Genomic DNA, 19,556 nt, shown 5'->3' with positions numbered 1-19,556 from the left:
CAACTTTGCACGCCGACTTTGCCCGGCTTCACCTGCGGCCTCGACGCGACCCTGCGGGTCGTCTCGGGCAAGTGGAAGCCGCTGATCCTGTACTTCGTTGCTCAGGACGGACCGACCCGTTACGGCGAGCTCCGGCGCGCCATACGCGACGTCAGCGACAAGGTGCTGATCCAGCAGCTGAAGGAGCTGGAGGCCGATGGCCTCGTGAAGCGGACCGACTACAAGGAGGTGCCTCCGCGGGTGGATTATAGCCTCACGCCCTTGGGTCACAGCCTCGCCCAGGCTCTCGTGCCGCTTTGCACATGGGGCACCGAGCACATGGCGGAGGTCAGCCGGGTATTCGCCGAGCGGGAGGGCTGGACGCGGCCAGGACGTCGGCCGACCGTGTAGCTTGCGCGGCTTCGTCCGTGGTGCTCCGCCCCCGATCGCAGCGCTTTGGCGCAACTCGCCTCGAGTCCGGCCTGGGCCAGAAGTTGTTCTTGCTCGGAGTTCGTATCTTGGCGTTTCATCGCGCAGCGCGCGCGATCTTGAGCTAGACTGGAGCACCTTAGCGCTGAAGACGAGAGCCGGGAGGAGCCCATGGATATCGGGGCCTGGCTGTGCGGTCTGGGGCTGGGACAGTACGAGCAGGCGTTCCGGGAGAACGACATCGATGCCGAGGTCCTCATGGACCTCACGGCGGAGGATCTGATCGGTCTTGGGGTCGTCTCGATCGGCCATCGCCGCAAGCTGCTCGCCGCCATTGCCGCTCTGCCCGCCGGTTCAATGTCGGCTACTACCATTGCGCCCCTCCCTACCATCACCCCCGGAAACGCTTCGCTTGCACCCGAGGCCGAGCGCCGCCAACTCACCGTGATGTTTGTCGACCTGGTCGACTCGACCGCGCTCGCGGCACGGCTCGATCCGGAGGAAATGGCCGAAGTCCTGCGGACCTATCAGAACGCGGTGACGGGCGCGATCGGAAGGTTCGAAGGGCATGTCGCGAAGTACATGGGCGACGGTGTCCTGGCCTATTTTGGCTATCCGCGCGCCCACGAAGATGAGGCCGAACGCGCGGTGCGGGCCGGCCTCGCCGCGGTCGCGGCGGTCCATAGTCTGGCATCGGCGCATGGTGAGATGCTGGCGGTCCGCATCGGCATCGCGACCGGCCCGGTCGTTGTCGGTGAGCTGATCGGCGAAGGCGCGGCGCGCGAGGAGACGGTGGTCGGCGACACGCCGAACCTTGCCGCGCGCCTGCAAACCCTGGCCGAGCCCGACACCGTGGTGATCTCCACACGCACCCGAGAGCTCATTGGCGGCCTGTTCGAGCTCGCCGAGCTCGGCCTGCAGATCTTAAAGGGATTTCCCGATCCCCTGCGCGCGTGGCGTGTGGTCGGCGAAGGCGCCGCCGAGAGCCGGTTCGAGGCGTTGCACGGCGCAGGCCTGACGCCGCTGGTCGGTCGCGACCATGAGATCGGTCTCCTGCTCGAGCAGTGGGAGCGCGCCAAAGAGGGGGAGGGCCAGGTGGTGCTGCTGGCGGGCGAGCCTGGTATCGGCAAGTCGCGCCTCGTGCGGGCGCTGCGCGAGCGACTTGAAAACGAGCCGCATACGGCCCTGAGCCACTACTGCTCATCGCACCATCAGACCAGTCCGCTGCATCCGGTGATCGGCCTGTTGGAGCGGGCGGCAGGATTTGCCGCGGACGATCTCGTCGCGACGCGGCTCGACAAGCTCGAGGCGCTGCTTGCGCTATCGAGCGATGATGTTCCCGTGGTGGCCCCGCTGCTCGCGGCATTGCTGTCGCTCGAGGCCGGTGCGCGCTACCCGCCGCTCGACCTGAGCCCGCATCGGCAGAAGGAGCGGACGCTCGAGGTGTTAGTCGATCAGGTCTTGGGCCTCGCAACACGCCGTCCCGTCCTTGCCCTGTACGAGGACGTGCACTGGGCAGATCCGACCTCGCTCGAGCTGCTCGATCTCCTGATCGACCGGGTGCAAGGCGCCCCCGTGCTCGTCCTCATCACCTTCCGGCCCCAGTTCGAGCCCTCCTGGACACGCTATGCCCATGTCACCGCGCTGACCCTCAGCCGATTGAGCCGCCGTCAGGGAGCGGCCATCGTTGGTCGGCTGAGCGGTGGCAAGGCGCTACCTCCTGCGGTGCTCGATCAGATCGTCGCCAAGACGGACGGCGTGCCGCTGTTCGTCGAAGAGCTGACGCGGACGGTGCTGGAGACCAACCTGCTCCGCGATGAGGGCGACCACTACGCGCTCGCAGGACCGCTGCCGCCGATGGCGATTCCGGCCACGCTCCAGGAGTCGCTGCTGGCCCGCCTCGAACGGCTGGCTCCGGCCCGTGAGGTCGCCCAGGTCGCGGCCGCGATTAGCCGGGAATTCTCTCATGAACTGCTCGCGAGGACGACGGCGCTTCCAGAGAGCGAACTACAGGCTGCGTTGGACGACCTCGTCGGCTCGGGCCTGGTGTTCCGGCGCGGGACGCCGCCCCTGGCGACCTACAGCTTCAAGCACGCGCTCGTGCAGGACGCCGCCTATGCGACGCTGGTGCGCGCGAAGCGGCAGCGCTTGCACGCCCGGATCGCCGCCGCGCTCGAGCAGCATTTTCCGGAGACAGTGCAGGCGCAGCCCGAGCTGCTGGCCCATCATTATTCGGAAGCAGGCCTGGCCGAACCGGCGATCGACTATTGGCTGAGGGCGGGGCAACGAGCGATCGCTCGCTCGGCGATGACCGAAGCGGTGGCGCAGTTGCGAAACGGCTTGAATCTGCTCAAGGGTGTCCCCGAGGCCGATCGGAGCCGGCGCGAGCTTGACCTCCAGATAACCTTGGGCGTGGCGCTGATGGCCACGCAGGGCTGGGCAGCACCCGAAGCGGGACGCGCCAACGCCCGGGCTCGCGAACTCTGCGAGCAGATCGGGGCCACTTCCCAACTCTGGCCCGTGCTCTACGGTCAATGGGTATTTCACGGCGTACGCGCCGAGCACACAGCGGCGCGCGAAGTGGCAGACGAGTTTCTGCGCCGGGTGCAGGACCATCAAGAGACCTCCGCAACCCTCGTGGCTCACCGCGTCAGCGGGACCGGTTCCTTCTGGCGCGGCGAGGTGGCTGCTGCCCGCAGCCATTTGGAGCAGGCGCTCGCTCTCTATGACCCGGAGCGGCATCGCTCCCTCGCCTTTCTCTACGTGCAGGATCCGCGCGTTGCGGCCTTGTCGGGGATCTCATGGACATTGTTTGCGCTAGGCTATCCGGAGCAGGCCCGGGCGCGGAGCCACGAGGCGCTCGACTCCGCCCGCGAACTCGCTCACCTCAACACGCTGGGATACGCCCTGTTGTTCTCGTGCTTCTTCGAGCAGTACCGCGGCGCGTGGCGAGAGGCACAGGAACGAGCCGAGACACTCGTCGAGCTCTCGACGGAGCAGAACTTTCCGCATTTTCTCGCGGCAGCCACGGTGATCCGGGGATGGGCCTTGACTCAGTCGGGTGAGCTGGAGACAGGGCTCGCGCAACTTCTGCGGGGCCTTCCCGCGTGGCGCGCCACCGGAGCTGGGCTCTATGAGCCTTATTTCCTCGGTCTTCAGGCCGAGGTGCTCGGCCGTTCCGGCGCGGCGGAAGAAGGCTTGGATCTGGTCGCACAGGCGCTGCACCGAGTGGAAGAAACCGGTGAGCGATGGTTCGAGGCCGAGCTGCATCGGATGACAGGCGAGCTGATGCTGCGGCTGCCTAACGCCGATGCGAGGGCCGCGGGAGCACGGTTCGGCATTGCGGCTGCAACCGCGCGCCAGCAGGGCGCCAAGCTGTGGGAGTTGCGTGCGGCGACACGCCTCGCTCAATCGTGGAAAGAACAGGGTCGGTGCGGTGAGGCGCACGACCTGCTGAGTCCACTCTACAGCCAGTTCACCGAGGGCTTTGGGACGCCGGATCTGCAGGCTGCCAGCGCAGTGCTTCGGGAGACCATTGCCAGCTCCGAGCCGAAGAAGCCGATCCCACGTTCCGGCAGTTAATTCCGCATTCGGGCATGGGGATCTCTTGGCCAGATCGTCTGTGGATCTCGTCGGTTTTGCTCCCATAGGGCCGGACCGGACCTGGAGAGCGTTGCACCGCGCGGTTATCTATTCGAGTGCCTGCTCCCAGGAATTGCCGTTTTCCCGCAGTCGTTCGTGACGTTTTATCGCGCTTCGCTCAGACCGTTTTGCGGTAGGCTGATGTACCTGGTGCTGAGACAAGAGCCGGGAGGCCCCCATGGACGTCATGGCTTGGCTGTGCAGTCTGGGGCTGGGACAGTATGAACAGGCGTTCCGCGAGCATGACATCGATGCCGAGGTCCTCATGGACCTCACGGCTGAGGATTTGATCGGGATCGGCGTCGTCTCGATCGGTCATCGCCGCAAGCTGCTCGCCGCCATTGCCGCTCTGCGCGACGGCTCAATTTCGGCGAGGACTCCCGCCAACGCCGCGAGCGCTGCTATCTCCTGGAAGGCCTCGCTTGCATCCGAGGCCGAGCGCCGCCAACTCACCGTGATGTTTGTCGACCTGGTCGACTCGACCGCGCTCGCGGCACGGCTCGATCCGGAGGAAATGGCCGAAGTCCTGCGGACCTATCAGAACGCGGTGGCCGGCGCGATCGGAAGGTTCGAAGGGCATGTCGCGAAGTACATGGGCGACGGTGTCCTAGCCTATTTTGGCTATCCGCGCGCCCACGAAGATGAGGCCGAACGCGCGGTGCGGGCCGGCCTCGCCGCGGTCGCGGCGGTCCATAGTCTGGCATCGGCGCATGGTGAGACGCTGGCGGTCCGCATCGGCATCGCGACCGGCCCGGTCGTTGTCGGTGAGCTGATCGGCGAAGGCGCGGCGCGCGAGGAGACGGTGGTCGGCGACACGCCGAACCTTGCCGCGCGCCTGCAAACCCTGGCCGAGCCCGACACCGTGGTGATCTCCACACGCACCCGAGAGCTCATTGGCGGCCTGTTCGAGCTCGCCGAGCTCGGCCTGCAGATCTTAAAGGGATTTCCCGATCCCCTGCGCGCGTGGCGTGTGGTCGGCGAAGGCGCCGCCGAGAGCCGGTTCGAGGCGTTGCACGGCGCAGGCCTGACGCCGCTGGTCGGTCGCGACCACGAGATCGGTCTCCTGCTCGAGCACTGGGAGCGAGCCAAAGAGGGCGAGGGCCAGGTGATCCTGCTCGGAGGCGAGCCTGGCATCGGTAAGTCACGCCTCGTGCGGGCGCTGCGCGGGCGACTGGAACATGAGCCGCATACGCCTCTGAGTCACTACTGCTCACCGCACCATCAGACCAGCCCACTCTATCCGGTGATCGGGCTTTTGGAGCGGGCAGCGGGCTTTGCTGCGGACGATCCCGCTGCAACCCGGCTCGACAAACTCGAGGCGCTGCTTGCGCTATCGACCGAACACGTCATCGCGGTGGCTTCGCTGCTCGCGGCGTTGTTATCGCTGGAGACAGATGCGCGTTACCCGCTGCTCGACATGAGCCCGCATCGGCAGAAGGAGCGGACGCTCGAAGTTCTGGTCGATCAGGTGCTCGGTCTCGCAACGCGCCGGCCCGTGCTGGCGCTGTACGAGGACGTGCACTGGGCAGATCCAACCTCCCTTGAGCTGCTCGATCTTCTGATCGACCGGGTGCAGCGCGCCCCGGTGCTGGTCCTCATCACCTTCCGGCCCGAGTTCGTGCCGCGCTGGACGCGCTATGCCCACGTCACCTCGCTGACCCTCAGTCGGTTGAGCCGCCGGCAGGGCGCAGCAATGGTCGCGCGGCTGAGCGGTGGTAAGGCTCTGCCGCCTGCGGTGCTCGATCAGATCGTCGCCAAGACGGACGGCGTGCCGCTGTTCGTCGAGGAGCTGACGCGGACGGTGCTGGAGACCAACCTGCTCCGCGATGAGGGCGACCATTACGCGCTCGCCGGGCCGCTGCCGCCCATGGCCATCCCAACCACGCTCCAGGAGTCGCTGTTGGCCCGGCTCGACCGGCTGGCCCCCGCTCGTGAGGTCGCCCAGGTCGCGGCTGCGATTGGCCGGGAATTCTCTCATGAACTGCTCGCGAGGACGACGGCGCTGCCGGAGAGCGACCTGCAGGCGGGGTTGGATGACCTCGTCGGTTCGGGCCTCGTGTTCCGGCGCGGCACGCCGCCTCAAGCGACCTACAGCTTCAAGCATGCACTCGTGCGGGACGCCGCCTATGCGACCCTGGTGCGGGCGAAGCGGCAGCGCTTGCACGCCCGGATCGCCGCCGCGCTCGAGCAGCATTTTCCGGAGACAGTGCAGACGCAGCCCGAGCTTCTGGCCCATCACTACACGGAGGCAGGATTGGCCGAACCGGCGATCGACTATTGGCTGAAGGCGGGACAAGCAGAGATCGCGCGGTCGGCCACAGCAGAGGCGATCACGCAATTGACCAAAGGGCTCGACTTGATTCCTGCTCTCCCCGACGACGCCCCACGATGGAGGCGGGAGCTCGAGCTGCAAATCGCGCTCGGCGTCGCCTTGATGGCGGCAAAGGGCTGGGCCGCACCGGAGGTCGGCCGGACCAACGCACGGGCCCGAGACCTGTGCGAGCGCCTCGGCGAGACGTCGCGGCTCTTTCCCGTTCTCTATGGGAAGTGGGTTTTTCACGTCGTACGGGCGGAGCTCGAGGCCGGTCGAACTGCAGGCGAGGATTTGCTCCGCCGCGCCCAGGCACAGAACGATGCTGCCGCCGAAACCATCGGCAATCGCATCGTCGGAACCGCTGAATTGCTTCGCGGCGAGTTGACAGCTGCGCGCGCCCATTTGGAGCGGACGCTCGCCCTCTACGATCCGACCGCTCACGGGTCGCTTGCCTTCCTGTTCGCGCAGGATCCCAGTGTGGCGGGACTTTCCGTTCTATCCTGGGCACTGTTTGCCCTCGGCTATCCTGAGCAGGCTCAGGCGAGGAGCCGAGAGGCACTGAGCGGCGCGAAGGAGTTGTCCCACCGCAACACCCTCGGCTATGCCCTACTGTACGGCTGCATCCTGTCGCAGCTTTGCCAGAATCACGACGAGGCGGGCGATCGGGCGAATGCGCTGATCGCACTGGCAGCCGAGCAGGATTCCCCACACTTCCTCGGAGCCGGTATCATCATTCGCGGTTGGACGCTGGCCGAGGCTGGAGATCTTCGGGCCGGTCTCGCGCAGATCCGAGACGGGCTTTCGATGTGGCAGGCCACCGGAGCAGGCTTCCTCGTGCCCTATTTCCGAAGTCTGTTTGCCGAGGTCCACGGCCGGTCCGGTGCAGTGAACGAGGGCCTGGATATTATTAGCGAGGCGCTGCACCGCGTGGAAGAAACCGGCGAGCGATGGTTCGAGGCCGAGCTGCACCGGATGATGGGCGAGCTGATACTACGGCTGCCGAACGCCGATGCGAGCGCCGCGCAAGCTCGGTTAAGCCATGCCGCGGCAATTGCGCGCCAGCAGGGCGCCAAGCTCTGGGAGTTGCGCGCAGCAACACGCCTCGCAGGATTGTGGAGAGAACAGGATCGGTATGCCAAGGCACAAGACCTGCTCGCACCACTCTATCGCCAGTTCACGGAGGGTTTTGCGACCCCGGACCTACAGGCGGCCAGGGTAGTACTTCGAGAGATCACCGCCCGCTCCGAGACGACGACGGATTCCAAATACCCGTAGGGATGCAAGCGCCTGGCCGATCCGACCTCGACCTCGTGTGTTGAGCAGTGGCGCGCTGCCGTTCATGCGCACGCCTCCAAGCGGAGTTCTTGTGACCACAACGGCCTGGCCGCCGGGGCGAAGCCGCCCCATGGCGGCTTCGTCCATGCCAACACCTGGTTCGATCAGCCTTTTTGAACGGCGGCTGCGGCCTTGCGGATGACGTCGATGACGAGGTCGGGCTGCGACAGCATGGTGACATGGCTGCTGTCGGTCTCGATCGTGGTGGCGTTGATGCGCTTGGCCAGAAAGCGCTGAAGATCGGGATGCACGGTCTGGTCCTTGCGGGCGAGGATGTACCAACTCGGCTTCGTCTTCCAGGCGACCTCATCGAGATCTTGCTGCTCGAGCAGGTCGGCGGCGGGCGGGTAGTGGGTCGCCCACACCAGCTTCTGCTCCTGCTCGGGAAGATCTCCAGCAAAGTACTTGACACCTTCCGGCCTGATCCAGACGCGTCCGCCTGCGACCTCGATCTGGGAGAATATCTCCGTGGGGTATTTGTTGAGCTCGCTCTGTACGGTCTCGTGAACATCCGGAACGACGGCGGCGATGTAAACAAGGCCAGCGACGCGCTCGTCGGTCCCCGCGCCGGTGATGGTGGCGCCTCCGTACGAATGACCGACGAGGATTGCGGGGCTGTTGACCCGCCCCAGCGTGCGCTTCACGGTCGCGACGTCATCGGTATAGCTATTGAGCCCGTACTGGACGGCGATCACTTGGTGACCGTCGGCCTGCAGGGTGGGGATGACCTTGCTGAAGCATGAGCCGTCGGCCCAGAGGCCGTGACAGAACACGATACTGGGCTTGGAGGTTGTCGACATTTTCTTTCTTGTCCCTTGGTGGTTGGAAACTGCGCGAAGCTAAATCCTCCTTCTGTTGATGACTAAGACCTTGTAGGCTCGGAGCTATGCCTTGGAGATATACGAGGGCAAATGGAACTTCGGCACTTGCGCTACTTCGTTGCCGTCGCGGAGGAAGGCAGCTTGTTGACCGCTGCCCAGCGGCGACTGAACACCTCGCAGCCGTCCTTGAGCCGGCAGATTCGCGATCTGGAAAACGAAGTTGGCGTACAATTATTCGAGCGCCAGGCGCGCGGCGTGACGCTGACGGCCGCAGGAAAAGTGTTTCTCGATCACGCACGGCTGGCGCTGTTGCAGGTCGAGGCGGCGATGGATGGCGCTCGGCGGACGGCCGAGCCGCAAAGACCCGTGCTGTCGATGGGCTTCCTGGTCGGATTGGAGGTGACTTGGCTGCCTCATCTATTGCGGATCCTCCGCGAGGACGCACCCGAGGTCGAAGTCACGCTGTGTACTCTATCTTCGCCAGAAATCGCCCTCGCATTGATGCGGGGAAAGTTGGACGTCGGTTTCCTACGGCCTGAAAAGGAAAGCGCCGGTCTGGTCTTCAAGACGCTGGCGAAGGAGCCCTTGATCGCCGTGCTGCCGGCCGACCACCGTTTGGCATCGCGCAAGAAGATTCGGCCGCAGGATCTCGCTCGGGAAGTCTACGTCAGCTCGGCAAGAACCTCTCCGGTGCTCCAAGCCGTCATTCAAGACTACGCAACAAGGGCGGGAATCACGCTCAAGGCAAAGTACGAAGGCGAAAACATATCTTCGGCCATGTCGCTGGTCGCGTCCACGGGCGGAGTTAGCCTGGTTCCCCTCTATGCGCAGAACATGCTGGCACCCAACGTTGTCGCCAGAGCGCTCGACGGGGGAACGCCAACGGTCGATTTAGCCTTGGGATACAACCAGGCAAATTCCTCACCGTTGCTGCATCGGCTGTTGTCTCGCGCAGACGAATTGATCGCAAACGTTCAGAACCAGAGCATCATCCGCTATGTCGAGGTTCAATAATTTGGGATGCGGAAAGTCCGATGAAGTCGACTAGGCGGTGTTCGCTTCAAACCTCAAACACCAGTTCGTGCCGGCAACAACCAGCGAAACACAACGATCGCGGCACCCGCGCCGATGACCTCTGCCGCGATGAAGCCGATGACATCCTGGGGCCTTATGCCTGCGAATGAGTCGGTAAAAGCGCGTGCGATGGTCACCGCTGGATTGGCAAAGTCGGTCGCTGTGAACCAGAAGGCACCGCCGATGTAAGCGGCGACAACGCCAGCAACTGATGCCGGACGAAGCCGTGAGCAAACCCACACCGCTCCGAGCAGTCCGAATGTCGAGACGAACTCGCTCAACAAATTGGAAAAGCCGCTTCGGTCGTTGACCGAGAAGGAAAAGACCGGCGCTGCAAACATTGCATTCGCCACACCCACTCCCAACAAGGCGCCGACGAGTTGAACGGGAACGTATGAAATTCCCGTTCGAAGCGGCAAATCGCCTCTGATGACGAGCGTGGCGGTCACCAGGGGATTAAAATGAGCCCCGGACACAGGACCCAACCATTCAATCAGCGCATATAGCGCCGCCGCCGTCGCAAGTGCATTGGCAATGAGCGCGACAGCCGTGTTGCCGCTGGCCAGCCGGGCCCCGAGAATGCCGGAGCCCACCACGGCCATCAGCAGAAAGCAGGTCCCGAGTCCCTCCGCCGCGAGTCTTTGCGACAAATTGAAGTCGGGAGAAGGGGATTCCGAGCCCTCGCTTGCTGTCACGTCAGACAACCTGAAAGATCTTGTAGGCCACCGCGCCCTCGACGAGATATCCGGTTCCGACGCACACGATGTCGTTCATCCAGGCGTAGGCGGAAGAGCCTGTCTCGAACAACGGCTGCGTTCGGAAATAGTAGCGTGAGGGATCGACCGTGTAGCGCTTGGCCGGATCGGCCATGTCGGCCTTCAGTTCGGGCGGGGTGATCCAGCGTCCGCCATAGGTCATGTAGATCAGTTCGTTGTCGTCAGTACGCAAGGTCAGACGCACGTCGAGAGCCATCTCTCCGTGGGGCCGGAAGAGGGCCCAGTCGCCGCCGCCAGCAAGAACTTCGCCGCGCACGCGCTCTCCGGCGAACGATCCCCCCGCGGCGCCGAATAGAACCCGCCGGCCGACGGGCGTCTCGCCAAAGGAAAGACGTGGATCGAGATCAACGACGATGTCGAACAGCGGCACCGTTTTGATATCGGCAACAGGTTTTATGCGCGGATCCATCGTGCCATTCTCCATTGCGTAAACGTGTGATGCCCCCAGACGACTAGAGAACTTCGCCAAAGAGCTTCCGACGGACCTGATCGGTCGAGACGCCTGACTGCGCGCACAGGGCCGAGAGATCGAAGAAGAAGTATTCGCTTGCAATCAGGTCATTGCGGAAGGTGAAGCGGATAAAGACCGGAAGTTCGGCGCGCTTTCCGTTGGGAGTGACCCCAAAGCGGTCTCCCGTCATGGTCATTCGCACCTCTCCCCAGCAGACCAGCGTCTCGGCGTCGTTGGCGTGGCCGGACAGCACGACGTTGTAATCCGGGAAAGACTTGAAAAACCGCGCCAGCGCCGCCTCGTTTTCCGCAAGTCCCTTTGCGCGGGTGCCGAACGCGGGTCCTTCGAGCACCATGTCCCTGTCGAGAAAGGCAAGTGCAGAGGCGACGTCTTGCCTGCTCTTGGCAACAGCCAGACCCTGCGCCAGCTCGAACATCCGGTCTCCATTCACGGCAACCTCCTCCAGGATGACATACCATCAGCATTTCACATACCATTAGTATGTAATATTCAACTTGCATGTTTCATGTCAAGCGGTATGTAAGTGACCCATGAACAAGGCTGCTAGTGACCAGCGGACGCGCCGTGAGGAATATGCGGAAGCCACCCGGCAAGCGCTGCTTGCTGCGGGGCGGGAAATATTCGCCCGTGAGGGCTATCAGGCCGCGGGCATCGAGGCGATTTCAAGAGCTGCGAGAGTGACGCGCGGTGCGTTCTATCACCACTTCGAGGATAAGAAGGCTCTGTTCGACGCCGTCGTCGTTTCGCTGCAATCGGATGCCGCTGCACGCGTGCAGGAGCTCTCCAAGCGGAAGTCGAAAATTTGGGAGCGGCTCTACACCGGCATCGATGCGTATCTGGATGTTTCGATCGAGCCTGATTACGCGCGAATTGTGGTTCAAGAAGCGCCGGTCGTTCTCGGCCATGCCCGCTTCGCAGAGATCGAAGAGCAGTACCCAATGGCACTCTTGAAGGCGACGCTGAGGGCGCTCAAGCGCGAAGGTGAGCTGGTCTTCGATGATATAGATCTGCTTGGACACATGCTTGACGCGGTCATTTGCGAGCTGTCGATCAAGCTTCCAACGGCGTCCGACCCCAAGAAAACCCGCATTCACGGTCGCAAGATCATAGAGGGGTTGCTGGACGCGTTTCGCCGTAAATAGCGGGCTGCGAGCACTTGGGTCCGTCACGGTTGCAGTGGCAGACGTCCGTTGTTCCTTGGTAGGCTGGGGATGAGGTACCCTGCCGATCAAAGTTGCCCGTGACCGCAACGGCCCGGAAGGACAGCTGATGAGCATCAAAGCCGTCGTCTTCGACGCCTATGGCACGCTCTACGACATCCAGTCGGTCGCTGACGTGACCGAGGATGCGTTTCCCGGCTATGGCGAGATCATCACGCAGGTCTGGCGCATCAAGCAGCTCGAATACACCTGGCTGCGCTCGCTGATGCAGCGCTACCAGGATTTTGACGCGGTCACGCGCGACTCGCTCGCCTATACGCTGCGCGTGCTCGGGCTGGCCTACGAGAACGAGACGTTCGAGCGCGTGATCGGGAAGTATCTGCATCTCGATCTCTATCCGGATGCGGCGGATACGCTTGCGGCCCTGAGACCGCGCAAGCTCGCCATCCTCTCCAACGGCAGCCCGGACATGCTCGATGCGCTGGTGCGCAATTCCGGCCTCGATGCCCTACTCGATGCCACCATCAGCGTGGACGCGAAGAAAATCTTCAAGCCGAGCCCACAGGCCTATGAGTTGATCGGCGAGGTGCTCGGCACCGCGCCTGATGAGGTTCTGTTCGTCTCCTCAAATCCCTGGGACGCCGCCGGGGCGAAATCGTTCGGATTGAAGGTCGCCTGGATCGAGCGGGTGACGCCGGAAGCCATGGCGCTGGCTTGCGTCGAGACCGAACTCGTGGCACCGCTCACCATGTTCAGGGCGATCCGGACCCAGATGGATGAGCTCGGCTTTGCACCGGATCATCGTGTCCGCGCGCTCTCCGAGCTGCCAGGAGTCGCTTAGGGGTCGTCGCCCGCCTGTGAGATTGGAATGAGCTGCCCGGAATGAGCCTGCAATCCGTTCGCGCCTTCTTCGCCGAGAAAGCCCCCGATATTTCCGTCATCGAATCCCCGATCAGCTCCGCGACCGTGGCGCTGGCGGCCGAGGCCTATGGCGTCGAGCCCGGAATGATCGCCAAGACGCTGAGCTTGCGCGTCGGCGAGCGCGTGATCCTGATCGTCGCGAGCGGCACCTCGCGCATGGACAACAAGAAGGTGAAGGCGCAGTTCGGCGGCAAGCCGAAGATGCTGGGCCTGGAGGAAGTCGCCGAGATCACCGGGCACGAGGTCGGCGGCGTCTGCCCATTCGGGCTGAAGTCGCCGCTGCCGGTCTATTGCGACGTCTCGCTGAAGGCGTTCGATGTCGTGGTGCCGGCGGCGGGCTCGACCCACAGTGCGGTGCGCATCACCCCCGATCGCATGGCCGAGCTGACCGCCGCCGAATGGGTGGACGTCTGCGAGGTCAGGCCGCAGGACGGCGCCGGATAACGATGCCTGGTTGCATTGCCGGTCAGGCGGGCTAGCATGGCGGCGATGACCGACGACAAGGTGAAACGACGACTGACCACCGTGCTGTGCGCTGACGTGTACGGCTATTCTCGTCTCATGGAAGCGGACGAGACCGGAACGCTGGAGACCCTCCGCCGCTACCGCGCGGCCATCGCGCGCCTGGTCGAGCGCCATGACGGCCGGATCGTGAACACCTGGGGCGATGCCGTGATCGCCGAGTTCGCCAGCGTCGTCGAGGCCGTGCAATGCGCGGTCGAGATTCAGCAGGAGATCTCCAGCCAGGCTTCGGATGCGTCCCAGGCCAACCCCATGCGGTTTCGCATCGGCATCAACCTCGGCGACGTGATGGTGGACGGCTCCGACATCTATGGCGACGGGGTCAATATCGCATCGCGCCTGCAGGAGCTCGCCGAGCCCGGCGGCGTCGTGATCTCGAGCTCCGTCTACGATCAGGTGCACAACAAACTAGCCGTTGGCTTCGACTGCCTCGGCCAGCGCCCGATGAAGAACATTGCTCCGCTGACCAGTTACCGGCTGACCCTGGGTGGCCAAGTGAGCGGTCAAGTGGGAGGTCAAGCCGCCGGGCCAGGGAGCTTCCCGTTCGAGGAGCGTGCAACGCCCTCAGAGCGAGCGCGGGCTCCGCGGATGGACGACAGGCGCGTGCCGTCGAATGTCGTCTCGGATTGGCTCGCAAGGCTGCCCCGCCCGGTTGCAGCGGCTCTCACGGTGTCGGCCTTCCTGATCCTGATCAATCTGTTCACCAGCAACAGGATCTGGTTTCACTGGCCGGTCGCAGCCATTCTGTTCGGTGTCGTCTTGCGGATGGTGCTCGGACCGCGTCCTCAATCGGGCAGCAGGCCGGAGCGCTGAACGAGGCGGCACGATCGCATGCCGGCGCGCATCTCTCATGCGCTCCTCAGAGCCTAATCGTCATATTCGTAATAAGGACGCGGTTGCCCGTACGGAGGTGGCGGCGGCGCATTGTTAAAGCGCGGCGGCGGCGCGGCACGATTGCGCGGGACCGGCTGCTGCGGTTGAGCCTGGTTGTTCGACTGGAACACGGCACGGCAGCCGCTGGAGAGCTGCGGGGTGTTCTGTTGCAGACACGCCACGATACGGTTCACATCGGGAATCTGATCGCTGCACAGCCGCCACACATCGGGCGTGCAAGCCATCTGCTGTTCCATCGTGCCGCGGTATTCCTGCGCGGACGCAGCGCTCTGCGCCACGATGCCGCCGACCGCAAGCGCCACACCCAGCGCAATCCGCTCTGCTCGCATGTCCAGATCCTTCCCAAGTCTTTCGAATTATCTTCAATCAATGAGACGAGGGCTTGTTCTGGACCAACAACAAAATGTGAAAAGCGCGGCTGGAACCTACTCCACCTTGCCGATCTTCCTCACCGCCGCGATCAGACGCGCGCTGTCGGCGGCGATGAACTGCGCGAAGGCCGGCGCGTCCTGATAGGCGACGAGGCTGCCCGAGGTCTCGAACGCCTTGAGCACATCAGGACTCGTCATCACCTGCGCCATCGCCTCACGCAGGCGGGTCGCGATCGGCGCAGGAAGAGAACTCTGTGCGAAGAGCCCGGCCCAGATGTAAAACTCGACGTCCTTGTAGCCGAGCTCCTGGAAGGTCGGCACGTCCGGGAAGCTCGCGATGCGCTGCGCGCCGCAATTGCCGAGCACGCGCAGCCTGCCGTCGTCGACCTGCGGTTTCAGCGTGCCCGGTGCGGCGGCGATCGCCTGCACGGTGCCGCCGAGGATCGCGGTCAGCGCAGGGCCCGCGCCGCGGAACGGCACGTGCAGCAGCTTGATGCCCGCGCTGCTCGCGAACATCTCCATCGCGACATGCAGCGTGCCGTACGGCCCGGACGAGCCATAGGCGATCTGGCCCGGCCGCGTCTTCGCATCCTCGACGAAATCCTGCGCGGTCTTCCACGGCGCCGAGGCCGGCACCGCGAGCAGCGTCGGATCGGCGAGCACGCGCGCGATCGGCATGAACTGCGAGACCTCGTACGCGACAGGCCGGTCGAACAGCCGGTCGGCCTCGGGGAGCACCGCGAGCGAGGACAGCGTCATCAGCAGTGTGTAACCGTCGGGCTCGGCACGCGCGGCCGCGGCATTGCCGACCGATCCGCCGCCGCCTCCCGCCCGGTTGTCGACGATCACGGGCTTGCCGAGGATCCGCTCCAGGGCCTGTGCCACGGGACGCGCCGCGAGGTCGGCCTGTCCGCCGGCCGGGAACGGCACGATCATGGTGATGTTGCGCGCCGGATAGGCTTGCGCGAACGCGCTCTCCGGTAGGGCTGCCCGCACCAACGGCAATGCCGCAGCGGCGCGCAAGAGATCGCGGCGATCCATGGCGGGCCTCCCCTGATTTTCTTTGTTCACGGGCCAGCCTAACGTAGGGACGGCCAGGAACAAGACGTTTACCGAGCGTTAGCCATGTCCAGGGTGGCCAGGAACGCCGGCCTGCAGCCATTGTTGGCCTTCCAGGGAGTGAGTGATGCACAATCTTGGAACCATCGACGTCGCCTTGGACGAGATGCTGGTGAATCTCGCAGCGATCGTGTTGCGGCTTTCGACGCCCGAATTGACGCGAACGCCGGAAGCGCGGCGCGCGCTGGCGCAATCCGTCCATCAATACGGGGTGTGCGCGGCGCGGTCGAGCGACCCACGCGTTCACGAATTGAAGGCGCAATTGGAGGGGACGCTGAAGCCGAGCCTGCGCGTTGTCGCGAGCCATGGCGTGAAGGTGTCGTAGCGAGATGGTGGGCACGCTTCGCTTTGCCCACGCTACGATGGCTGCGCTTGCGATAGATCTCGTAGGGTGGGCAAAGGCGCGCTCTTCGCGCGCCGTGCCCACCGTCATTCGCCAAACTGGCCTGCGATGTCCCGCATATCCCCTCCCCAATCCACTGGCAGGATGCCCTGGTCGACGTAGCGATGGAAGCTGCTGAGAGACCAATCGCGCACGCGCTTGACGAGGCCGTGCTTCACTGGATTGAAATGAATGTAGTCAACGTGGCGCTCCAGATCGGCATCGTCGCGAATGGCATGCTCCCAGTAGCGGCGCTGCCAGATTCCCTTCTCGCGCTTGAGCAGCTTGCTTGCCGAGCGCTCCTGCGGTTCTATCCCGCGCGAAAAGCCGCCCTTGATCAGATTCCACCGCGACGAAAAATTGACGTCGCGGTCCGGAAGCGACCAAATTGCATGGAGATGATCGGGCAGGATACAGATCGCGATCGTTTCGAACGGGCGGCGTTGCTGGACCGTCTGATAAATTCGCCTCAGGCGATCAACGTGATCCACGAGCAACGTGTTTGAACGATCGGCGAGCACGACTGTGAAGAAGAACATGCTGCCCTGCGCGCGCCGATATCGAGACACTTGTGATCCCCTCGTGTGATCCCCTCGGGCAAAGACGTGGGCACGCTTCGCTTTGCCCACCCTACGATAGTTGGGTTTAGGATAGACTAGCGAGATTCCATAGGCAAAGGCGCGCCTTTCGCGCCCTGCCCCGACCAAACATCAAGGCACTCTCACACCGTTCTTCGGCCGCCGCTTGCACGTGCCGGGCAGCTTCGCTGCGAGGAAATCGGCGAGCGCTTCGACGCGCGCCGGGCGCGGGCCGCCGGGCGGGGTCACGAGGTGCACGGCGCCTTCGGCCTGCTTCCAGTCCTTCAGGATCACTTCGACCTCGCCTGACAAGATCGCTTCACCGACGATGAATTCCGGCAGCTCGGCGATGCCGAGGCCCGCGACCAGCGCCGGCATCACGGCTTCGCCGTTGTTGACGCGAAGCTGGCCGCCCGGGCGCACGCTGGCCTGCTCGCCGGCCGAATTGGTGTAGTGCCAGACGTTGGGCGTGGAGAGATAGGCGTAGCTGAAGCATTTGTGCTCGGCGAGATGCATCGGGTGCGTCGGCCGGCCGTGTTGCTTGAGATAGGACGGCGCGGCGACCGTGTAGCGCGGCATGGTGAAGAGCCGCCGCGCGATCAGCGACGAGTCGGGCAGCCGCGCGATTCGTACCGCCATGTCGAAACCTTCGCCGATCAGATCCACGGTCGCATCGCTCAAATGCAGGTCGACCGAGACCTCCGGATAGGCCTCGAAAAATTCCGGCAGCAGCGGCGCCACCGCCTTGATGCCGAACGTCATGGGGACGGCGAGCCGCACCAGGCCGCGCGGCGCCACCGACTGCGCCAGCGCCTCGTTCTCGGCGGCCTCGCCGTCGGCCAAGAGGCGCGTCGCACGCTCGGCCAGCTTGTGGCCGGCATCGGTCAGCGCGAGCCGGCGCGAGGTCCGGTTGAACAGGCGGGCGCCCAGCCGCTCCTCGAGCCGCGTGACCGCCTTGGACACCGTGGCCTTGGACATCCCAAGCTCGCTCGCGGCCCCGGCAAAGGACCGCAGCTCCACGACTTTTGCGAAGATCGCGAGTGCTTCGAAGTCGGGGAGTTTTGCCATGGCAGCCGGTCCTAGTGGTCCATTTTGGGAAACAATACGTTTCAACAGTTTCTATTTCTATACCACAGGCGAGAGCTTATCCAAGAGCCATCAGACATTCGGAACATGGAGAAAATCCAATGACCAAGAAGCTCTCCGGCAAGGTTGCCCTCGTCACCGGCGGCTCGCGCGGCATCGGCGCGGCCTCTGCCCGCGCACTCGCCGATCAAGGCGCTGATGTCGCCATCAGCTACGTCGCCTCGCCCGACAAGGCGGAGGCCGTCGTCACCGAGCTGAAGGCGAAGGGCGTCAGGGCGCGTGCGTTCAAGTCCGACCAGGCTTCGGCCAAGGACGTGACCAGGCTCGTCAACGACGTCGCAAAGGAATTCGGCCATCTCGACATCCTCGTCAACAATGCCGGCGTCGCAGCCGGCGGCGCAACCGACGATGCCAAGGCCGACACTGAAGCGCTGGAGCGGCAGGACCAAGTCAACGTTCACGGCGTGATCGCGGCGATCCGCGCCGCCTCGCAGCTGATGGGTGAAGGCGGCCGCATCGTCACCGTCGGCTCGATGCTGGCCGACCGCGCCACGTTCCCTGGCCTTGCCGACTACGTCGCCACCAAGGCGGCCGTGGTCGGCTACACCAAGGGCGCGGCGCGCGACCTCGGCCCGCGCGGCATCACCGTGAACGTGGTGCAGCCCGGCTCGATCGACACCGACATGAATCCGAAGGACGGCGGCGAGTTCGCCGAAGCGCAGCGCAAGCAGCACGCGCTGCAGCGCTTCGGCCGCCCCGAGGAAGTCGCCGCCGGAATCGTGTTCCTCGCAAGCCCGGAAGCCTCCTTCGTCACCGGCACCGTGCTCAACGTCGATGGCGGGTTCGGCGCCTGAAGCGCCGCTCGTCCAACCCAGGGAATTACGAAGATGATCGAACTCAGACCTTTCAATAAACTCGGCGGAGCCGATCACGGCTGGCTAAAAGCAAAACATCATTTCTCGTTCGCCAGTCACTATGATCCGAACAACATGGGCCACGGCGCCTTGCGGGTGTGGAACGACGACGAGATCGCGCCGAACACCGGCTTTCCCGCCCATCCCCACGCCAACATGGAGATCATCACCTATGTGCGCGAGGGCGCGATCACCCATCAGGACAGCCTGGGCAACCAGGGCCGCACTGAAGCGGGCGACGTGCAGGTGATGAGCGCCGGCAGCGGCATCCGCCACTCCGAGTACAATCTCGAGCCGACCAGGACGCGGATCTTCCAGATCTGGATCGAGCCGACCGAGCGCGGCGGGCAGCCGACCTGGGGCTCAAAACCTTTCCCGAAAGCCGATCGCTCCGGCAAGCTCGTCACCATCGCGAGCGGCTTCGAGGATGACACGGATGCGCTCCCGATCCGCGCCGATGCGCGGGTGCTCGCCACCACGCTGAAAGCGGGCGAGAGCGCCGAGTATGAGCCGCAGACGTCGCGGCATCTCTATCTGGTGCCGGCGGCAGGCTCCGTCGAGATCAACGGTGTCCGGGTCAACGCCCGCGACGGCGCTGCGATCCGCGACGAAGCCAAGCTGAAGATCACGGCGCTGGAAGATTCCGAGCTCGTGCTCGTCGACGCCGCGTAAACCGCATCCACATGAACTCGTCATGCCCGGCCTTGAGCCGGGCATCCATCGCCCTTCGCAAGGAGCTGTTCAAAGAACGATGGGTTGCCGGGTGA

General features: G+C 64.3%; 19 protein-coding genes. 11 read left to right on the top strand and 8 right to left on the bottom strand.

All coding sequences use genetic code 11. The annotated features are described in order from the left end of the window. Positions 1 to 18 precede the first annotated feature (18 nt). From DCG74_RS08860 to DCG74_RS08850, 3 genes are all read left to right on the top strand, one after another. Positions 19 to 390, top strand: a complete 372-nt coding sequence (locus DCG74_RS08860) for a helix-turn-helix domain-containing protein (protein ID WP_172787184.1) — start codon at positions 19 to 21, stop codon at positions 388 to 390. 189 nt (positions 391 to 579) lie between these two features. Further along, positions 580 to 3,990, top strand: a complete 3,411-nt coding sequence (locus DCG74_RS08855) for an AAA family ATPase (protein WP_172787128.1) — start codon at positions 580 to 582, stop codon at positions 3,988 to 3,990. Positions 3,991 to 4,228: 238 nt separating this feature from the next. Continuing rightward, a complete protein-coding gene (locus DCG74_RS08850; RefSeq protein ID WP_172787127.1) occupies positions 4,229 to 7,639 on the top strand; it encodes an AAA family ATPase in 3,411 nt (1,136 codons plus the stop codon). Between the two features lie 164 nt (positions 7,640 to 7,803). Here DCG74_RS08850 and DCG74_RS08845 read toward each other — a convergent pair whose 3' ends face one another. Continuing rightward, positions 7,804 to 8,499, bottom strand: coding sequence for an alpha/beta fold hydrolase (locus DCG74_RS08845; RefSeq protein WP_172787126.1), 696 nt, complete (start codon positions 8,497 to 8,499; stop codon positions 7,804 to 7,806). Positions 8,500 to 8,610: 111 nt separating this feature from the next. Here DCG74_RS08845 and DCG74_RS08840 point away from each other — a divergent pair, with 111 nt between their 5' ends. Further along, on the top strand, positions 8,611 to 9,534 hold the full coding sequence (locus DCG74_RS08840) for a LysR family transcriptional regulator (RefSeq protein WP_172787125.1): 924 nt from the start codon (positions 8,611 to 8,613) through the stop codon (positions 9,532 to 9,534). A gap of 53 nt (positions 9,535 to 9,587) precedes the next feature. Here the strand turns inward: DCG74_RS08840 and DCG74_RS08835 are convergent, their stop codons facing one another. From DCG74_RS08835 to DCG74_RS08825, 3 genes are read right to left on the bottom strand one after another with little or no spacing between them, the layout of a single operon-like run. Then, a complete protein-coding gene (locus DCG74_RS08835) occupies positions 9,588 to 10,289 on the bottom strand; it encodes an aquaporin (protein ID WP_172787183.1) in 702 nt (233 codons plus the stop codon). Between the two features lies 1 nt (position 10,290). Beyond that, positions 10,291 to 10,779 (bottom strand): DUF3237 domain-containing protein, encoded by a 489-nt coding sequence (locus DCG74_RS08830; RefSeq protein WP_210268372.1) that lies wholly within the window; start codon positions 10,777 to 10,779, stop codon positions 10,291 to 10,293. A gap of 43 nt (positions 10,780 to 10,822) precedes the next feature. Beyond that, positions 10,823 to 11,257, bottom strand: coding sequence for an ester cyclase (locus tag DCG74_RS08825; protein ID WP_172787123.1), 435 nt, complete (start codon positions 11,255 to 11,257; stop codon positions 10,823 to 10,825). Between the two features lie 115 nt (positions 11,258 to 11,372). Between DCG74_RS08825 and DCG74_RS08820 the strand changes: the two genes are divergently transcribed. From DCG74_RS08820 to DCG74_RS08805, 4 genes are all read left to right on the top strand, one after another. Next, positions 11,373 to 11,984 carry a TetR/AcrR family transcriptional regulator gene (locus DCG74_RS08820; protein WP_172787122.1) on the top strand — a complete coding sequence of 204 codons (612 nt, stop codon included), beginning with the start codon at positions 11,373 to 11,375 and terminating at the stop codon, positions 11,982 to 11,984. Positions 11,985 to 12,111: 127 nt separating this feature from the next. Next, positions 12,112 to 12,843: a haloacid dehalogenase type II gene (locus DCG74_RS08815; protein ID WP_172787121.1), complete on the top strand. Its 732-nt coding sequence runs from the start codon at positions 12,112 to 12,114 to the stop codon at positions 12,841 to 12,843. Between the two features lie 41 nt (positions 12,844 to 12,884). Continuing rightward, a complete protein-coding gene (locus DCG74_RS08810; RefSeq protein ID WP_172787120.1) occupies positions 12,885 to 13,367 on the top strand; it encodes a YbaK/EbsC family protein in 483 nt (160 codons plus the stop codon). Positions 13,368 to 13,412: 45 nt separating this feature from the next. Further along, positions 13,413 to 14,258 (top strand): adenylate/guanylate cyclase domain-containing protein, encoded by an 846-nt coding sequence (locus DCG74_RS08805; RefSeq protein WP_172787182.1) that lies wholly within the window; start codon positions 13,413 to 13,415, stop codon positions 14,256 to 14,258. Positions 14,259 to 14,311: 53 nt separating this feature from the next. Here DCG74_RS08805 and DCG74_RS08800 read toward each other — a convergent pair whose 3' ends face one another. Next, positions 14,312 to 14,668 (bottom strand): hypothetical protein, encoded by a 357-nt coding sequence (locus DCG74_RS08800; protein ID WP_172787119.1) that lies wholly within the window; start codon positions 14,666 to 14,668, stop codon positions 14,312 to 14,314. A 96-nt stretch (positions 14,669 to 14,764) separates the two neighbouring features. Continuing rightward, entirely contained in the window at positions 14,765 to 15,751 is a 987-nt protein-coding gene (locus tag DCG74_RS08795) for a tripartite tricarboxylate transporter substrate binding protein (protein WP_172787118.1), read from the bottom strand. A 145-nt stretch (positions 15,752 to 15,896) separates the two neighbouring features. Here DCG74_RS08795 and DCG74_RS08790 point away from each other — a divergent pair, with 145 nt between their 5' ends. Then, on the top strand, positions 15,897 to 16,154 hold the full coding sequence (locus tag DCG74_RS08790) for a hypothetical protein (protein WP_172787117.1): 258 nt from the start codon (positions 15,897 to 15,899) through the stop codon (positions 16,152 to 16,154). Between the two features lie 104 nt (positions 16,155 to 16,258). On the opposite strand, the gene DCG74_RS08785 is transcribed toward DCG74_RS08790, so the two are convergent. Both DCG74_RS08785 and DCG74_RS08780 read right to left on the bottom strand, forming a co-directional pair. Beyond that, entirely contained in the window at positions 16,259 to 16,750 is a 492-nt protein-coding gene (locus DCG74_RS08785; RefSeq protein WP_210268371.1) for a transposase, read from the bottom strand. A 171-nt stretch (positions 16,751 to 16,921) separates the two neighbouring features. Beyond that, positions 16,922 to 17,857, bottom strand: coding sequence for a LysR family transcriptional regulator (locus tag DCG74_RS08780; protein ID WP_172787115.1), 936 nt, complete (start codon positions 17,855 to 17,857; stop codon positions 16,922 to 16,924). Positions 17,858 to 17,976: 119 nt separating this feature from the next. Between DCG74_RS08780 and DCG74_RS08775 the strand changes: the two genes are divergently transcribed. Next, positions 17,977 to 18,729 carry an SDR family NAD(P)-dependent oxidoreductase gene (locus DCG74_RS08775; RefSeq protein WP_172787114.1) on the top strand — a complete coding sequence of 251 codons (753 nt, stop codon included), beginning with the start codon at positions 17,977 to 17,979 and terminating at the stop codon, positions 18,727 to 18,729. A 33-nt stretch (positions 18,730 to 18,762) separates the two neighbouring features. Then, the gene (locus tag DCG74_RS08770) at positions 18,763 to 19,461 is read left to right on the top strand and encodes a pirin family protein (RefSeq protein WP_172787113.1); all 699 of its coding nucleotides are present in this window, start codon (positions 18,763 to 18,765) and stop codon (positions 19,459 to 19,461) included. Positions 19,462 to 19,556 lie beyond the last annotated feature (95 nt).

The sequence above is a fragment of the Bradyrhizobium sp. WBAH42 genome, assembly GCF_024585265.1.
GTDB lineage: Bacteria > Pseudomonadota > Alphaproteobacteria > Rhizobiales > Xanthobacteraceae > Bradyrhizobium.
Note: the sequence above shows the minus strand (reverse complement) of the source record. Positions and strands in the feature narration are given on the sequence as shown.

Excerpts from the sequence above, each read along its gene's own strand:
- DCG74_RS08855 (WP_172787128.1), top strand. The coding sequence starts at position 580 with ATGGATATCGGGGCCTGGCTGTGCGGTCTGGGGCTGGGACAGTACGAG.
- DCG74_RS08850 (WP_172787127.1), top strand. The coding sequence starts at position 4,229 with ATGGACGTCATGGCTTGGCTGTGCAGTCTGGGGCTGGGACAGTATGAA.
- DCG74_RS08845 (WP_172787126.1), bottom strand. The coding sequence starts at position 8,499 with ATGTCGACAACCTCCAAGCCCAGTATCGTGTTCTGTCACGGCCTCTGG.
- DCG74_RS08840 (WP_172787125.1), top strand. The coding sequence starts at position 8,611 with ATGGAACTTCGGCACTTGCGCTACTTCGTTGCCGTCGCGGAGGAAGGC.
- DCG74_RS08830 (WP_210268372.1), bottom strand. The coding sequence starts at position 10,779 with ATGGATCCGCGCATAAAACCTGTTGCCGATATCAAAACGGTGCCGCTG.
- DCG74_RS08825 (WP_172787123.1), bottom strand. The coding sequence starts at position 11,257 with ATGTTCGAGCTGGCGCAGGGTCTGGCTGTTGCCAAGAGCAGGCAAGAC.
- DCG74_RS08820 (WP_172787122.1), top strand. The coding sequence starts at position 11,373 with ATGAACAAGGCTGCTAGTGACCAGCGGACGCGCCGTGAGGAATATGCG.
- DCG74_RS08815 (WP_172787121.1), top strand. The coding sequence starts at position 12,112 with ATGAGCATCAAAGCCGTCGTCTTCGACGCCTATGGCACGCTCTACGAC.
- DCG74_RS08810 (WP_172787120.1), top strand. The coding sequence starts at position 12,885 with ATGAGCCTGCAATCCGTTCGCGCCTTCTTCGCCGAGAAAGCCCCCGAT.
- DCG74_RS08805 (WP_172787182.1), top strand. The coding sequence starts at position 13,413 with ATGACCGACGACAAGGTGAAACGACGACTGACCACCGTGCTGTGCGCT.
- DCG74_RS08800 (WP_172787119.1), bottom strand. The coding sequence starts at position 14,668 with ATGCGAGCAGAGCGGATTGCGCTGGGTGTGGCGCTTGCGGTCGGCGGC.
- DCG74_RS08795 (WP_172787118.1), bottom strand. The coding sequence starts at position 15,751 with ATGGATCGCCGCGATCTCTTGCGCGCCGCTGCGGCATTGCCGTTGGTG.
- DCG74_RS08790 (WP_172787117.1), top strand. The coding sequence starts at position 15,897 with ATGCACAATCTTGGAACCATCGACGTCGCCTTGGACGAGATGCTGGTG.
- DCG74_RS08785 (WP_210268371.1), bottom strand. The coding sequence starts at position 16,750 with ATGTTCTTCTTCACAGTCGTGCTCGCCGATCGTTCAAACACGTTGCTC.
- DCG74_RS08780 (WP_172787115.1), bottom strand. The coding sequence starts at position 17,857 with ATGGCAAAACTCCCCGACTTCGAAGCACTCGCGATCTTCGCAAAAGTC.
- DCG74_RS08775 (WP_172787114.1), top strand. The coding sequence starts at position 17,977 with ATGACCAAGAAGCTCTCCGGCAAGGTTGCCCTCGTCACCGGCGGCTCG.
- DCG74_RS08770 (WP_172787113.1), top strand. The coding sequence starts at position 18,763 with ATGATCGAACTCAGACCTTTCAATAAACTCGGCGGAGCCGATCACGGC.